This window comes from Caulobacter sp. FWC26 (assembly GCF_002742645.2).
Lineage (GTDB): Bacteria > Pseudomonadota > Alphaproteobacteria > Caulobacterales > Caulobacteraceae > Caulobacter.
The window spans coordinates 2,750,183-2,763,922 of record NZ_CP033875.1 but is presented as its reverse complement, the minus strand read 5'-3'; the positions used below and the strand labels follow the sequence as shown (position 1 = coordinate 2,763,922).

At 68.7% G+C, this 13,740-nt stretch carries 15 protein-coding genes; 4 read left to right on the top strand and 11 right to left on the bottom strand.

Going from position 1 to position 13,740, the window contains the following annotated elements; all coding sequences use genetic code 11:
• Nucleotides 1-121: 121 nt before the first annotated feature.
• The 3 genes from CSW63_RS14730 to CSW63_RS14720 form a co-directional block, all read right to left on the bottom strand.
• Nucleotides 122-511 (bottom strand): hypothetical protein, encoded by a 390-nt coding sequence (locus CSW63_RS14730; protein WP_127846983.1) that lies wholly within the window; start codon nucleotides 509-511, stop codon nucleotides 122-124.
• A gap of 119 nt (nucleotides 512-630) precedes the next feature.
• Entirely contained in the window at nucleotides 631-1,740 is a 1,110-nt protein-coding gene (locus tag CSW63_RS14725) for a HEPN domain-containing protein (protein WP_062095594.1), read from the bottom strand.
• Nucleotides 1,741-1,845: 105 nt separating this feature from the next.
• On the bottom strand, nucleotides 1,846-2,052 hold the full coding sequence (locus CSW63_RS14720) for a hypothetical protein (RefSeq protein ID WP_062095592.1): 207 nt from the start codon (nucleotides 2,050-2,052) through the stop codon (nucleotides 1,846-1,848).
• Between the two features lie 590 nt (nucleotides 2,053-2,642).
• Between CSW63_RS14720 and CSW63_RS14715 the strand changes: the two genes are divergently transcribed.
• The 3 genes from CSW63_RS14715 (at nucleotide 2,643) to CSW63_RS14705 (ending at nucleotide 4,063) form a co-directional block, all read left to right on the top strand.
• Nucleotides 2,643-2,975, top strand: a complete 333-nt coding sequence (locus CSW63_RS14715; RefSeq protein WP_066730511.1) for a DUF3768 domain-containing protein — start codon at nucleotides 2,643-2,645, stop codon at nucleotides 2,973-2,975.
• A gap of 245 nt (nucleotides 2,976-3,220) precedes the next feature.
• Nucleotides 3,221-3,451, top strand: a complete 231-nt coding sequence (locus CSW63_RS14710; RefSeq protein WP_062099900.1) for a hypothetical protein — start codon at nucleotides 3,221-3,223, stop codon at nucleotides 3,449-3,451.
• Between the two features lie 180 nt (nucleotides 3,452-3,631).
• Complete coding sequence (locus tag CSW63_RS14705; RefSeq protein ID WP_062099899.1) at nucleotides 3,632-4,063, top strand: helix-turn-helix domain-containing protein; 432 nt, start codon at nucleotides 3,632-3,634, stop codon at nucleotides 4,061-4,063.
• Nucleotides 4,064-4,082: 19 nt separating this feature from the next.
• Here CSW63_RS14705 and CSW63_RS14700 read toward each other — a convergent pair whose 3' ends face one another.
• The 7 genes from CSW63_RS14700 to ribD form a co-directional block, all read right to left on the bottom strand.
• Nucleotides 4,083-4,985 (bottom strand): NAD(P)/FAD-dependent oxidoreductase, encoded by a 903-nt coding sequence (locus tag CSW63_RS14700; protein ID WP_062099898.1) that lies wholly within the window; start codon nucleotides 4,983-4,985, stop codon nucleotides 4,083-4,085.
• Between the two features lie 91 nt (nucleotides 4,986-5,076).
• Nucleotides 5,077-6,375: an Nramp family divalent metal transporter gene (locus tag CSW63_RS14695; protein WP_062099897.1), complete on the bottom strand. Its 1,299-nt coding sequence runs from the start codon at nucleotides 6,373-6,375 to the stop codon at nucleotides 5,077-5,079.
• Nucleotides 6,372-6,974, bottom strand: coding sequence for a sigma-70 family RNA polymerase sigma factor (locus CSW63_RS14690; protein WP_066683756.1), 603 nt, complete (start codon nucleotides 6,972-6,974; stop codon nucleotides 6,372-6,374). The genes CSW63_RS14695 and CSW63_RS14690 overlap by 4 nt, the downstream gene beginning before the upstream one ends.
• Nucleotides 6,975-7,205: 231 nt before the next feature.
• Nucleotides 7,206-7,661, bottom strand: coding sequence for a 6,7-dimethyl-8-ribityllumazine synthase (gene ribH, locus CSW63_RS14685; RefSeq protein ID WP_062099896.1), 456 nt, complete (start codon nucleotides 7,659-7,661; stop codon nucleotides 7,206-7,208).
• A 14-nt stretch (nucleotides 7,662-7,675) separates the two neighbouring features.
• Entirely contained in the window at nucleotides 7,676-8,854 is a 1,179-nt protein-coding gene (locus tag CSW63_RS14680) for a bifunctional 3,4-dihydroxy-2-butanone-4-phosphate synthase/GTP cyclohydrolase II (protein WP_062099895.1), read from the bottom strand.
• Nucleotides 8,821-9,447: a riboflavin synthase gene (locus CSW63_RS14675; RefSeq protein ID WP_062099902.1), complete on the bottom strand. Its 627-nt coding sequence runs from the start codon at nucleotides 9,445-9,447 to the stop codon at nucleotides 8,821-8,823. The genes CSW63_RS14680 and CSW63_RS14675 overlap by 34 nt, the downstream gene beginning before the upstream one ends.
• Nucleotides 9,447-10,445, bottom strand: a complete 999-nt coding sequence (gene ribD / locus CSW63_RS14670) for a bifunctional diaminohydroxyphosphoribosylaminopyrimidine deaminase/5-amino-6-(5-phosphoribosylamino)uracil reductase RibD (RefSeq protein ID WP_062099894.1) — start codon at nucleotides 10,443-10,445, stop codon at nucleotides 9,447-9,449. The genes CSW63_RS14675 and ribD overlap by 1 nt, the downstream gene beginning before the upstream one ends.
• Nucleotides 10,446-10,589: 144 nt before the next feature.
• Between ribD and CSW63_RS14665 the strand changes: the two genes are divergently transcribed.
• A complete protein-coding gene (locus CSW63_RS14665; RefSeq protein ID WP_062099893.1) occupies nucleotides 10,590-11,264 on the top strand; it encodes a GntR family transcriptional regulator in 675 nt (224 codons plus the stop codon).
• 315 nt (nucleotides 11,265-11,579) lie between these two features.
• Here CSW63_RS14665 and CSW63_RS14660 read toward each other — a convergent pair whose 3' ends face one another.
• Complete coding sequence (locus tag CSW63_RS14660) at nucleotides 11,580-13,646, bottom strand: TonB-dependent receptor domain-containing protein (protein ID WP_099503343.1); 2,067 nt, start codon at nucleotides 13,644-13,646, stop codon at nucleotides 11,580-11,582.
• Between the last annotated feature and the right edge of the window lie 94 nt (nucleotides 13,647-13,740).

Sequence of the window (13,740 nt, the reverse complement as noted above, 5' to 3'; positions counted from 1 at the left end):
GATCAATCGACGACAGCAGAGTGGAGGCGCGCGCGGGCGCATGGAGCCGCGACGTGCGGCCTGAAGATTTCAGAAACATGGGAATCCTCGAACACGAAGGACGCGGCCAGGGCCGCGCGGTCTAGGCGATAGGTTCGAGGTCGGATCTGGGCGGGCGGTCTTGCGGGTTGCCGGTCAGGCCGGCGCGGTGGTCATTGTCCAGCCGGAACCGAGCCGCTGCAGTGGCCGCGATGGTCGGAGCGTTGGCGTTCGCGACCTGATCGTGAAGGGGCGGGCCGTCGGCATGGTGATGATGCGCGCCCGAGGCCGGCGCCTCGGATGCGTGAGGATCGGTCGGGGTCTGAACCGCGCTCGGTCTCACGGAGGTTGAAGCGTCCTGCGTCTCGGCGACCGCGGGTGCGGCCGCTTGGGTCAAAGCGCTGGCGGCCTGAACGAAGTCCGCGTCGAGATGGGCCTGCTCGACCGGCGCCTGCACGGACAGCCCCGCCATCAGCAGGGCGGCGAAAGCCACCAATGCCTGTCGAACGGTTTTGAACGCAGCGAGGCCCACGGTTCCCCCGGGTGAATGAACCGGCGCATTGTCGCGCCTTCGGTTGGGTTCTTCAACGCTGGATGCCCGGTCTGGGGTCGCTAGGCTGTGGTTTCGGGTGGCGGGGGCGGTGTCAGGTCGAGGCCGAGGCGCGCTTGGCCAAAGCGCAGGATCAGATAGCGGGTTGCGCGCTCGAGACCCAGGATGGTCGGGGCGCGCTCCAGGATCTTGCGGAGGTCTTTGTCGTTGACGACGGGCTGGCCGCCTTGGACGTCGTTGAGCCGGTGGCTGGGCTCGACCCAGCCCGCGAATGACTGGCCAGTATGGACGAAGCGGCTTCGCAGGTCGTAGGCCGCGCCGATGGACGCCTTGAAGCTGTCGGGCTGGAAGCACCAGAATGCCGCCTCGGCCTCGCCCCCATCGAAGAAGGGCTGGTCGATATAGTCCACGAAGGTGGTCACGAACCGTCGCTTGATTTCGAACAGTCGCTTTCGCAGCGTGCTGCCGGCGGCCTTGCCGTCGGGCAGGTCCTTCTCGATCCGCTGCAGGAGAGCCTCCAGCTCCGGGTCGAGCAGCCGCCCGCCGGCCGGGTACTGGGCTTCGGAGATGATCTCGCCGGCCGTGATCAGGTGCAGATAGGCCTGTTCGGGATCGTGCTCGCTGCTCTGTAGCGCGCGCATGTAGAAGCGGCACGCAGCGTCGAAGGCGTGCAGGGCCGGGATGTCGCGCGTGCCCGTCCAGACGGGATAGAGGCGGGTGACCTCTTCCAGGTTCAGCAGGACGGGCAGGGTCTTGCGCGGACGGTGGTTGTTCTGCGGCAGCTCCGGATCGGTGAAGGTCGAGAACGCGCTGAGATCGGGCAGGTTGAAGATGCCATCGTTCTGCAGCGAGCCATGGGCGTCGAAGCGCTTGCCGAACAGCACGCTCATCCCGGCCGCGAACATCTCGCCGTAGCCGGCATATTGCGGGACCACGACGCCTGGGGCCTTCTCGTAGTCGTCGGTCAGAAACGCAGCCACGAAGGCGCCGCGCGCATGGCGATCGGCCAGCATCCTCTGGCGTGCCGCCCGGTTTCCAAGGCTGGGCCAGGCGTGGGTGATCAAGAGATCATCGCCGGCGAACTCGCCGATGAACCAGCTGGTCGATGAGATCAGGACCCGCTGGACGCGGTTGGATGGGCGCAGCCCCTCGGTGATCTTCGTGTCGGTCAAAGAGAGCTTCCGTCGCCTGTCCGGGAGTCATTCGCATCCCGCAGGGGCGGGGGCCGTGAAGAGAATACGTCCTGGGCCAGAGGCCCAGGACGGTGGTGGGGCGCTTTAGCAGACCAAGGTGAGGCCTCCGCTGTTGCAGAGGATGAGCGCCTGGTCGCCGACGACAAACATGTGGAAGCCGCGGCGGCGAACCTCGGCTTCGAGCTGTTCCATGGAGGCGAAAAGATTGACCCAGCCGATATTGCGGCGAACGAGCCCGCCGTTGCGAGCTTGGCGGGATTGGAAAATGCGTTGAATAAATGGATTATACAATTTATAACTCTCTTATTGATTTCAGTTCATCTGATTTCTTTCTCAGTCGTCGGTTTGAAGGGCGCTGAAAACGGATTGAGGGAATCCCAATCCTACTTCTATACTACCACAAAACTTGCCTCTTGTCAAGCTTGGTTAACGGCGTTCGCTGACCGGCGTCGCTGTTGCGGGCGTCCAAATGGGCTACTCGGGGCGCCGCCCGGCGCTTTCGCGCCAGGCTCTGCCTGATCCGGCGAGCGACCGGCGGGCACGCTCGGTCCCGCGGCTTTCGCCGCTCCCTCGGGCGCGCCCCTGCGGGCAGGCTTTTGGCCTGCCGCCGGACGCTCGACGCCGCCTCCCGCCACGCGCTGCGCGCGGGCTCCTGTGCAGGCTTCATTGTCATGAGCGCCCGCTGACGCGGACGCGCCAGCTTAGGGCTCCGCCCTCGGCGCACTTCGGATCGGCTTCCGCCCAGCTTCGGCCGGCCCTTGGCCGTCCTGCAGCCGGGTCCCCGCGAAGCCGCCCCTCCGTTTGCACACCCGGTCTCGCCGACGGGCGTCGGGGTCAGGCGCGCTTTGCGCCTGACCCCGAGCACCTAGGAGAAAATTCCTATGACCGAGCAAGACCATACCGCCGCCATCGCGGCCCTGAACGACGCCTGCCGCGCCGAGCCCGGCGCGGGCTGGGTATTGACCCAGGGCGTTCACGCGCTGCCTGAGGGCGACAAGCTGAAGGCCTTCGCCGCCGTGACCGCCTTCACCGACTTCCACGAGGACAACAACCCGCACGGCGAGCGCGATTGCGGGGCCTTTATGGTCGGCGACGCCAAGCTCTTCTGGAAGATCGACTACTACGACCTCGACCTCTGCATGGCTTCGACCGATCCGGCCGACCCGGCCGTGACCAAGCGGGTGCTGACCCTGATGCTGGCCGAGGAATACTAGGCCTGGCGCCAGAGGCGGCCGGGGCGGGGAGGGCGCTCCGGCTTGCTGGGCCAGGGGGGGCAGGCGCGTCGCGACGCGCCGCCGCAAAGGCGGCGGCGCGCGGCGGCGGGACATTCTTCCGGCCTCGAAGAGATTGTCGGGGTCGTGGGCGGACCTGACGGGCGGGTGGCTTGATCGTTCGGCTCTGGATGTCGCCAGGGGTGTGATAGTTTATCCAGGGTTGAGTTCGGCGCGTGGAGGCTGCCATGGAATGGATTGTTGGTATCGGGCTAGTGGCCTTGGCCGTCGCTGCCGACCTGTGGGTCAAACGCCGTCGCTTCTATCGGCGCAATATGGCCGGGCTGGAAACCTTCAGCAGCTTCGGCGCGTCGGTGACCACGCGTGGCCTCGAGCGCCTGGTTCTGGGCGCTAGCCGGATCGCCGGGTTACTCGGCGCCCTGATGTTGTTCTTGGCGGCTGTGCGCGCCCTTGGCTGAGGACGCGCGAGGGGCGGGCCGACCGTGGCCGCGAACCCTGATCGGGGATGTTGCGCGTCTCGACTTTCGCGTCTGGGACGAGACTCGCCCGCGCGCGACCGCTGGCTGCTGGACCGACTCGGCGTAACGGCGGTCAACCGTCATGTCCCCTGAGGACAATTGCGCCCAGGGAGCACCGACGTGCCGACCGAAACATCACCCCACTTCGTCGATCTGCATGTCGGCGCCCGGCTTCGCCTGCGCCGAAAGAGCCTGGGCATGAGCCAGACGACCCTGGCCGACGCGGTCGGCCTGACCTTCCAGCAGCTCCAGAAATACGAGCGCGGCGCCAACCGGATCAGCGCCTCCAAGCTCCACGGCATGGCGGCGGTGCTGAACACCTCGGTCGGCTGGTTCTTCGAGGGTTTGCCCGATCCCGTCGAGCCCGAGAGCGCCCTGGCTCAGGACGCCGAGCGGATCGCCCGCACCACGCAGGCCTTCCTGATGTCGGCCGAGGGCGTCGAGTTGGCGCGGAACTTTCCAGCCCTGCCGTCCACCGCGCGGCGTCAGATCTTGGACTTGATGGGCGCGATGGCCGTCCTCGACGAGCGCGAGGAAGAGGCCGACGGGTAATCCCCGCCCGGCGCCGCCTTCAGGCGCCGGGCGAAGGATCGATCTGCCGCAGGCGTCGGTGGATATCGGTGGCCGCGACCGCCGCCTCGGCCGTGGCGATGGCGATCTGGTTGAGGCCTCGGACCACGTCCCCCGCCGCATAGAGGCCGTCGATCGAGCAGCGCTGATGGGCGTCGACGTTCAGGTTGCCGTCGTCGTCGTGCTCGGCGCCCCACCGCACCGCCAGACGGCTCTGCATCTCGCACCCGAGCGCCAGATAGAGGCAGTCGAAGGTCGCCCGACCGTCGCCCGTCTCGACGATCACCTGGTCCTCCAGCCTGACGGCGCCCAGCGAGGTGGCCATCACGGTGACGCCGGCCTCGCGCAGCGCCACAAGGTCGAGATCGTCGCTCGCGCCCAGATGCAGCAAGGTCACCTGGTTGGAATAGGTGCGCAGGAAGATCGCTTCGCGCGCGCCCAGCGGCCCATCGCCGAGCACCGCAATGGCCTGGTCGATGGCCTCATAGGCGTCGCAGATCGGGCAGATCCTCACGAGCGCCCGCCGGATGGCCGCATCGATCCCGGGAAGGTCGGGCTTGATGTCCACCACGCCAGCGGCGAGCAGCAGGGTGCGCCCTTGAACCGTTCCGCCGCTCTCGCCGGAGAGGCGTACCGCGAAAAGGTCGCCGCGACGCTCGAAGGTCTCTGCCCGCGCGGTCTGGAACACGGCGCCGTAGCGTTCGGCCTGGTCGCGCATACGGGCGAGCAACGCTCCGCCGCCAACTCCCTGCGGGAAGCCCGGCGTGTTGTGGCTCTCGGGGATCCAGCTGGCGCGGGACGGGCCGCCGTCGAGCACCAGGACCTTGCGGCGGAAGCGCCCGAGATAGGTAGCCGCCGTCAGGCCTGCCGGGCCGGCGCCGACGATGAGGGCGTCGTAGATCATCGGGCGCTATCTCTCGGCGTCGGTTCCATCGGCTCAACGGAACTGGACCTGACCCGGTTCCAGTTGCGCGAGGACTCCGCGCCCGGCCGCTTCAGCCGCGCGGCAGCAGCGGCGAGAGCGCCATGGCCGCCACCGCCAGGCCCATCACGACCGTGGCGATCCATCCCAGCAGGCGCACACCGCGCCCGACCACGAACTGCCCCATCTGGCCGGGCCGCGAAGCCACCCGCATCATCGCCGCCATCATCGGCACGGCGATCACGCCGTTGATCACCGCGCTCCAGAACAGCGCCTTCATCGGGTCGAGCGGCGACCAGTCGATACCGACCCCCAGCAGGGTGGCCGCGGCGATCACGCCATAGAACCCCGGCGCCTCCCACGGCTTGTGCGCCAGGCCGCACTTCCACTTGCGGCACTCCCCGACCGCATAGGCGGCCGAGCCGGCCAGTACCGGGACGGACAATAGGCCGGTGCCGATGATGCCCAGCGCGAACAGCAGGAAGGCAAAGCGCCCGGCGGCCGGCTCCAGGGCCCGCGCCGCGTCGGCGGCGCTGGTGATGTCGGTCTTGCCCTGGACATGCAGAGTGGCGGCGGTGGCCAGCATGATGGCGATGGCCACCAGGTTGGAGACGGCCATGCCGACCAGGGTGTCGAGCCGGATGCGCCGCATGGCCCGGCCGGCCTGTTTGGGCGCTTCGGTCAGCGGCTTGGCATGGGCCTTGCGATTGACCTCCTCGACCTCCTGGGCGGCTTGCCAGAAGAAGAGATACGGGCTGATCGTGGTCCCGAAGATGGCCACGATCGCCGTGATCAGCGCCGCCGACGGCTGCGCGCGCGGCCAGACCAGACCCTGGATGACCGAGGTCCAATCGAGCTTCACGGTGAACAGCACCGCGACATAGGCCAGCAGGACGAAGGTCAGCCATTTGAGGAACGCGACGTAGCGCTGGTAAGGCACGAAGAGCTGCAGCAGTAGCGAGAGCACCGCGAACCCCACGGTGAAGATGTGGGACCCGCGATGGGCGAGAAGCTCGGCGGCCGCGCCCATGGCCGCCAGGTTCGCGCCGATGTTGATGGTGTTGGCCACCAGCAGCAGAACCACCAGCAGATTGACCGCCCAGCGCGGCATCACCTCGCCAAGATTGGCCGCTAGGCCCTTGCCGGTCACCCGACCGATCTGGGCGCTGACCAGCTGGATCGCGCTCATCAGCGGATAGGTCAGGACCATGGTCCACAAGAGGCCATAGCCGAACTGCGCGCCGGTCTGGGAATAGGTGGCGATGCCGCTGGGATCATCGTCCGCCGCCCCGGTGACGAGACCAGGTCCGAGCTTGCGCAGCAGGCTGGTCGCCGGGCGCTGGGTGGTGTCCGGGGGCGGGGCGGCCGTCACGCGGCCGACTGCGCGTCCAGCACGACGTCGGCGCGTTGCGCCACGTCCCAGGGGGTGAGCGCGGCCATGGCCTCGCCGACCGGGCGGCCATCGCGGGCATAGTCGCCAGTCTCCAGCAGGCGTTGCAGCTCGGTGCGCGCGCGGTTGACCCGGCTCTTCACCGTGCCGATCGCCACGTTCATCACCGCGGCGGCCTCTTCGTAGGAAAAGCCGCCGGCCCCGACCATGATCAGGGCTTCGCGCTGCGGGACCGGCAGCGCCATCAGCGCCTGGCGGACATCGTCCAGCTCGATCGCGGCGGCTGGATTGTCGGTGGCGACCAGGGTCTGCTCGGCCCGTTCCTGATCCAGTTCCACCGACCGCCAGCTGCGCCGCTTCTCAGACAGGAACTGGTTGCGCAGGATCATGAAGGTCCAGGCGCGCATGTTGGTGCCCAGCTCGAAGCTTTCACGGCAGCGCCAGGCCTTGGCGACGGCGTCCTGGGCCAAGTCGTCGGCCTGAACCGCATCCCCACAGAGCGAGCGGGCGAACGCGCGCAGGTGGGGGATCTGCGAAACCAGTTCTTTTTCGAAGATCTTGTCGCGTGACGCCGTCGTCATGGGCTGGCCCTGTCCTCACCGCCGGCCCGGACAACCTTTGCCGAGGCCGCTCACTGCAGCTTCAATCCCAGCGAAAGACTTTGGTTCCAGAGCAAAGTCAGGAGGTTAGACAGTATTCGATGTCGAGTGTTCGACACAGGAATGGGCGTGTTCGCCCGTTCCTGTGGCAGTCACCCGCTCCCCAATCGGCGACGCCGTTCAGTCCGGGCGGTCGTCGGCCTGCGGCGCCGTCTAGGCCGCGCGTGATCTGATCGACCGGAGCGTCCGCCAGGCCTGGAGACAGGCGTGGGCGGCCTCGCGGCCCTTGTTGTCTACGTCCTCGCGGCTGCGGGCCAGGGCCTGGTCTTCGTCGTAGGTCGTCAGGACGCCGAAGCTGATCGGCCGTCCGGTGCTGAGCCCCGCAGTCATCAGGCCGGCCGCGACCCCCTGGCTGATATACTCGAAGTGCGCGGTGTCGCCCTTGATGACGCAGCCCAGGCAGACGATCCCATCGAACCGCCCGCTGGCGGCCAGGGTCTGGGCGATCAGCGGCAACTCGAAAGCGCCCGGGGCCTCCACGATGTCCTCCTCGCCCAGGCTGACGCCCTCGGCCTCGAGGACCGCGCGGGCGCCCAGCACCAGGCCGTCAACAATGTCGGCATTGAAGCGGCTGACGACGAGGGCGATGCGGGGAAGATCATGGGTCATGGCGTGAGGTCCTTTCAGGCGACGTGACCGAGGTCATGGCCAAGCCGGTCGCGTTTGGCGTTGAGATAGGCGGCGTTGTCGGCGGTGATCGGGGCCAGCACCGGCACGCGCTCGACCACGGTCAGGCCGCCGGCCGTCACGGCCTCGGCCTTGCGCGGATTGTTTGTCATCAGGCGCACCTGCCGCACGCCCAGGGCCTGCAGGATCTGGCACGCCGCGCCGTAGTCGCGCGCGTCGTCGACGAAGCCCAAGGCATGGTTGGCCGACACCGTGTCGAGACCTTGGTCCTGCAGGGCGTAGGCGGCGATCTTGTTGGCCAGGCCAAGGCCCCGCCCTTCGTGACCGCCCAGATAGATCAGCACACCGCCTTCCTGGCCGATGCGGTCCATCGCGGCGCGCAGCTGCTCGCCACAGTCGCATCGCCCAGAGCCCAGGGCGTCGCCGGTCAGGCACTCCGAGTGGATACGGACCAACGGCGCGGCGCCATCGCGCGGACCGGCGATCAGGGCCAGGTGTTCAGCTTCCGCCGACCGGAACGCCACGACTTCAAAGTCGCCGCGCGCGCTGGGCAGGTGCGAGCGCGCCACTTCGGTCACAGCCTGACGATGGGCCACCAGCTCGGCGATCGAGACGATCGGCAGGTCGTGACGCGCCGCGAAGGCGTCCAGGCTCGGGCCCCGCGCCATCGCGCCGTCGGGGTTCATGATCTCGCAGATCACGGCGGCGGGCCTCAGTCCGGCCAGTTTCGCCAGATCGATGGAGGCCTCGGTGTGACCGCGGCGGGCCAGGACGCCGCCCGGCGCGGCCCGCAGCGGGAAGACGTGGCCCGGCGAGACCAGGTCGACGGCGGATGCGCCCGGCGCGGTGGCCGCGGCGATGGTCTTGGCCCGGTCGTGGGCCGAGATGCCGGTGTCGATGCCTTCCGCCGCCTCGATCGAGACCGTGAAGGCCGTGCCGCGTCGGGTGCGGTTGTCGGCGACCATGGGCGCCAGGCCCAGGCGCTCGACGGCCCCGGCCTCCAGCGACAGGCAGATCAGCCCGCTGCCTTCCTTGGCCATGAACGCGATGGCGGCGGCGTCGACATGCTCGGCGGCCATGACCAGGTCGCCTTCGTTCTCCCGGTCGACGTCGTCGACCACGATGATCATCCCGCCCGCCCTCAGGCGTGCGAGCGCTTCAGATAGACGTGACATAGACGCTCCGCATATTTGGCCAGCACGTCGACTTCGACATTGACGAGATCGCCGACGACCGCGTGCCGCAGGGTGGTGTGGGTCCAGGTGTGGGGAATGAGGGCGACGCCGACGCTGAACCCGTCAGGGGCCTGGATCGGGCCGACATCGGTCAGGGTCAGGCTGATGCCGTTCAGGGTGATCGATCCCTTCTCGACGCAGTAGGGCCAGAGGCCGTCGGGCAGTCTGAGGCGCACGCGACGATCGTCCTCGTCGCCGGTGATGGCCGTGATCCGCGCCAGGCCATCGACATGACCCTGCACGATGTGACCCGACAGCCGCGCCGACACCTGCAGCGCCCGTTCGAGATTGACGCGGGCGCCGACGGCGAGGGTCGGGAAGGTACTGCGCGCCAGCGTCTCGGCGCTGAGGAAGAAGGTGGCCTCTCCAGCGTCGTCCTGGGCGATCACCGTCAGGCAGACGCCATCGACGGCGACGCTTTCGCCCAGGGTCAGATCGGAAAACCCAGTGGCCAGGCCGATCTTGAGGGCGCCGTCCCCCGCTTGCGTCACCCACAGGGTCTCGCCGACGGTCTCGATGATCCCGGTGAACATCAGGCGCGGGCCTCCAGATCGTGGGCCAGCCGAACCTCGATCCGGTCGTCCTGATCGGCCGCGTCCGCTGTCCTGATGACGACGTGCTCATCCCAGAGATCGCCGGCCAGCACCGCCGTGGTCACGGTCGGCCCAGCCTCAATCAAAGCCTCCAGGGCGCCATCTTCCGCCAGTTGCGCCAGCAGCGTCGGCAGGTCGTCGTGTAGGCTCGGCGCGAAGCCCTGCATCCGTGCCCGGGCCAGATAGGCGGCCGGGACGCGGCGGCGGCGGTCGAGGATGGCCAGGCGGCGCGGGGACAGGCGCGGGTCGGGGACCCGCCGCACGGTGAAGAGAGGGCTGTCGGCCAGGATCGTGCCAGAGCCGGTGACGATGGCGTCAGCGCGGCGGCGCAAGGCGTGCGCCAGGTCCAGCGACGTGGCGCTGGTGAAGGTCTTGGCGCCGGCGGGCGGGATCATGGAGCCATCCGATCGCAGGGCCTGCTTGACCGTCACCCACGGCCGGCCGCTTCGCAGGCGCCGCGCGAAGGGCGCGATGAGCCGGGCGCTCCGGGCGGCCAGCCGCGGCGCCATCGGGTGGGGCAGGTCGGCGGCGAAGGTCACGTCCAGACCGGCGGCGGCGAGCTGGCGCGCGCCTCCGCCGCGCACCGCCGGGTTCGGATCTGGCGTGCCGATCCAGACGGCGCGGACGGGACTGGCCAGGATGGTCTCGACGCAGGGCGGGGTGCGGCCGTGGTGATTGCAGGGTTCGAGCGTGACGACGAGGGCGCTCACCGCATCCAGCCGGCCGGTCTGGCGACAGGCTTCCAGCGCGGCGACCTCGGCATGGGCGTGACCGGCGCCATGGTGGGCGGCGACAGCCAGGATCTCGCCATCGGCGGCTAGGGCGGCGCACCCGACCGGTGGATTGGGCGCGGTGGCGCCGGCCAGGGCCGCGCCGGCTTCAAGGGCCTGTTGGAACGCCGATGCGACGGCGCCGGGAGCAGGGTGGGGGCAGGACATGGCGGCGACTTAGAGCGGGCGGCCGGCCCGGGCCAAGCGCTTGTCGCCGTTCGAAAGTCTTACATTTTAGAGGCCAATGGGAATGACGTCGGCGGGGTTTGTCACTAGGACCTTGGCCATGAAGTCGTCGATCGCGCCCCGCCCATGAAGGGGCCCCTCAATAGTGTCGCGCCGCACGGCGCCTGGTCGCCCGGTCTCCAGAAGGCCAGGCTCTATGACCTCCTTCTGCAGGACATCATCCTGGGTGATCTGCCGCCCATGCAGGTCCTGGAGGAGAATGCCCTGGCCGCCCGCTACGCAGGCGGTGTCGCGGGCATCCGGGACGCCCTGGGGCGCTTGGCCATCGAGGGGCTGGTGGTGCGTCGCCCGCGCGTGGGCACCATCGTCGCGCCCCTCGATGTCGCCGAGATCGAGCACGCCTTTCAGGTCCGGCGGATGCTCGAAGGCAAGGCCGCCGCGCTGGCCGCGCGCAATCGCCGTCCGACCGATGTCGTGGCCATTCTCGACGCCTTCGCCGGCGCCGAAGACGCCATCGCCACGGGTGATTTTCGCGCCATGCTGGCCATGGACCTGGCCTTTCACCGCGCGGTCGCCGTCGCCGCCCAGAACCCGACGCTGGCCCGGTTCGTGATCGCCCTGCAGAACGTCGCCACCCGGTTCTGGATCTGGCAGATGGAAAAGCAGTCGCCGGAGAGCCAGCTGGAGGACGTCGGACTTCACCGGGGTCTGGGTCAGGCCATCGCCGACGGGGACCCGGACCTGGCCGAAGCACTATGCGCCCAGCTGATTGGTCACCCACCGAGCGGCGAGGCCCGCTGAGGGGCTCCCCAAGGATTCAGCCTTCAGCGTCGCTCGCCCAAGGTTGGCACGACCAGGCCCGCCGTCGATCGGCGTCACCGTGCGCGATGCAAGGAGCTCACACGGAACTTGAACCATCCGGCCAGGCGCGGATCCATCGCGTGATGGGCTCGAAGATTCACCTCACGCTTGGCCGGCGCACCCTGAATTGGGGCAAGGACGAGGGGTTCGCAAACCGTAGCGCCCTGTTTTGGCCGACCGACTCGTCCATGGGGGGACAGGTGTAGCGGCTCGAAAGGGCGGGTGGGGCAGACGCGCCGGGCGCGCCTGCATAGGTCAGAAGTTTACGGTGACCCCGCCGAAGATCGACCGGCCGTCGCCGGGCCACAGGGTGGCAGTCGCAGCGGTCCAGGCGACGGCGGCCTGGGTGTTGGAGACATAGGCCTTGTCGGTCAGGTTGCGGGCATCGACGAACAGCGACACGGCGGGCGTGACCTTCCAGCCGGCGTTCAGATTGACGATCGCATAGCTGGGCGTGGCCTGGGTGTTCTTGTAGTCGATCCAGGCGTCGCTGGCCGACCACTCGACCGACGGCGCGATGAACCAGCCGCGCGGGTCGTCGTAGCGGACCTCAGAGCGGTAGAAGGTCTTCGGCACGATCGGCAGGCGGTTGTCGCCGAACTGCACGTCGTCCTTGAAGCGGAAGTCCGACAGGCTCCAGGTCTGGCGCAGGCGCCAGCGCGGGGCCACGGCCCAGTCCAGCGCCGCCTCGATCCCCTGGTGCATTGTCTTGTCGGCATTGAAGGTCGAGGCCGGGATCGACGAGGTCACCGCATATTGCAGCATCTCGTCCCGAAGCTCGGCGCGATAGAGCGTCAGGTCGTATGTGAACGGACCCTTGTGGCCGCGCGCCCCGACCTCGCCGGTCCAGGCCTTCTGCGCCTTCACGGGGGCGAAGCCGGTATTGGTCGGGCTCATCGAGCTGAAGTTCGGCGGCTCGACCGAGCGGGTCAGGTTGGCGAAGACCTGGTTGCCGGTCTCGTCCTGCCAGAGGAGGCCGACGCGCGGCGAGACCCAGTCATAGGTTTTGTCGGCCTTGAGGTTGAAGGTCGCCGCCTGGCCGGGGATGGCGAAGCTGGTGTAGTCGCGCCGCGCCTCGCCCCAGGTCGCGCCGGCCACCACGGCGACGCGGTCGGTGACGAACAGACGGCCCTCGCCGAACACGTCCACGGCCTTGGCGTTCTGCAAGGTCCGCGAGGTCGGCGCGCCGCGAGCGCCGCGATTGTTGACGTAGAAATTGCTGTCCAAGTCGCCGGTCCGCACCCAGGCGCCGAAGAAGGCGTCGGCCCGCTTGCCGGCCAGTTCGCCGTCCCAGTCGAAGCGGCCGAAGGCGCCCCAGTTGCGGCTCTGCTGGTCGATGACCTGGAAGATCGGGTGGTCCAGGTCCTTCCACACCGCATAGACAGCGCCCTCGAACACCAAGCTGTCGTCCAGCCGCCAGGTGGTGCGCAGCGAACCGCGCAGGCCGCGCTGGTTGCGGCTCTGGTCGCCGGAGAGGTTGCCGGCCGCCGACTGGTGCGGATTGGCCTGGAACTGGGCCAGGGTCAGGGATCCGGGGATCTCCTGGTTGATATTCGAGCCGTTGACGATGAAGCGGACCTCGCGGTCCTCGCCGAAGCTGCGGCCGATATTGAGCGAGCCGAACTGGATGTTCTGCTGGCTCTGCGAGCGCCAGCCCTGGGCCGTCTGGTTTGTGGCCGCGGCATAGACGTCCCAGCTCCCCGACTGGCGGGCGATGGCGACATGCTCACGTAGCAGCCCGAACGAGCCGCCGTCGATCCGGACTTGGTTGGCGAAGCCCGCGTCCTTGCCCGTGGGCGTGACCAGGTTGACCGCCCCGCCCAGCAAGGCCCCGCCGAAGCGCAGGGCGTTGCCGCCGCGATAGACCTCGGCGTAGCGGGTGTTCAGCGGGTCGGCGACCTGGCTGTCACCAAACCCATCGGCTTCATTCAGCGGCACGCCGTCCTGGGCCAGCAGCAGCCCGCGATTGTGGACGGTGTTGCCGATGCCAGAGCCGCGGATCGAGATGCGGATGTCGCCGCCCCATTTGCGCTGGGCGTAGACGCCGGGGGCGTCGCGCAGCATGTCGTCCAGCGCCAGGGCCTGGCGGCTGATGTAGCTCTCTTGCGAGACCACCGACACGCCGCCGGGGGTCTCCGACAGCCGTCGGCGGGCGTCGGCGACGACCTGCGGGTCCTCGGGGTTCGGGCGGGCGGTGACGATGACCGACGAGACTTGGCTATCGGCCGGTGTCTGGTCGTTGGCGGCCGCGAGATCGGCGGCCAGGGCGGTGACAGGCGTGCAGAGGGTAATGGCCGAGGCGGCCAGCAGGAGCGATTTCATGGCGTTGTTCAGGTCCTTGGGCCGCGCGAGACGGCCGTGATCGATCTGCCGCGCGCGGTTCGACGCGAACGCGCGGGCTCGGATGGCGGCGCAA

Excerpts from the sequence above, each read along its gene's own strand:
- CSW63_RS14665 (WP_062099893.1), top strand. The coding sequence starts at position 10,590 with ATGAAGGGGCCCCTCAATAGTGTCGCGCCGCACGGCGCCTGGTCGCCC.
- ribD (WP_062099894.1), bottom strand. The coding sequence starts at position 10,445 with ATGTCCTGCCCCCACCCTGCTCCCGGCGCCGTCGCATCGGCGTTCCAA.
- CSW63_RS14715 (WP_066730511.1), top strand. The coding sequence starts at position 2,643 with ATGACCGAGCAAGACCATACCGCCGCCATCGCGGCCCTGAACGACGCC.
- CSW63_RS14710 (WP_062099900.1), top strand. The coding sequence starts at position 3,221 with ATGGAATGGATTGTTGGTATCGGGCTAGTGGCCTTGGCCGTCGCTGCC.
- CSW63_RS14690 (WP_066683756.1), bottom strand. The coding sequence starts at position 6,974 with ATGACGACGGCGTCACGCGACAAGATCTTCGAAAAAGAACTGGTTTCG.
- CSW63_RS14700 (WP_062099898.1), bottom strand. The coding sequence starts at position 4,985 with ATGATCTACGACGCCCTCATCGTCGGCGCCGGCCCGGCAGGCCTGACG.
- CSW63_RS14680 (WP_062099895.1), bottom strand. The coding sequence starts at position 8,854 with ATGTCACGTCTATCTGAAGCGCTCGCACGCCTGAGGGCGGGCGGGATG.
- CSW63_RS14675 (WP_062099902.1), bottom strand. The coding sequence starts at position 9,447 with ATGTTCACCGGGATCATCGAGACCGTCGGCGAGACCCTGTGGGTGACG.
- CSW63_RS14660 (WP_099503343.1), bottom strand. The coding sequence starts at position 13,646 with ATGAAATCGCTCCTGCTGGCCGCCTCGGCCATTACCCTCTGCACGCCT.
- ribH (WP_062099896.1), bottom strand. The coding sequence starts at position 7,661 with ATGACCCATGATCTTCCCCGCATCGCCCTCGTCGTCAGCCGCTTCAAT.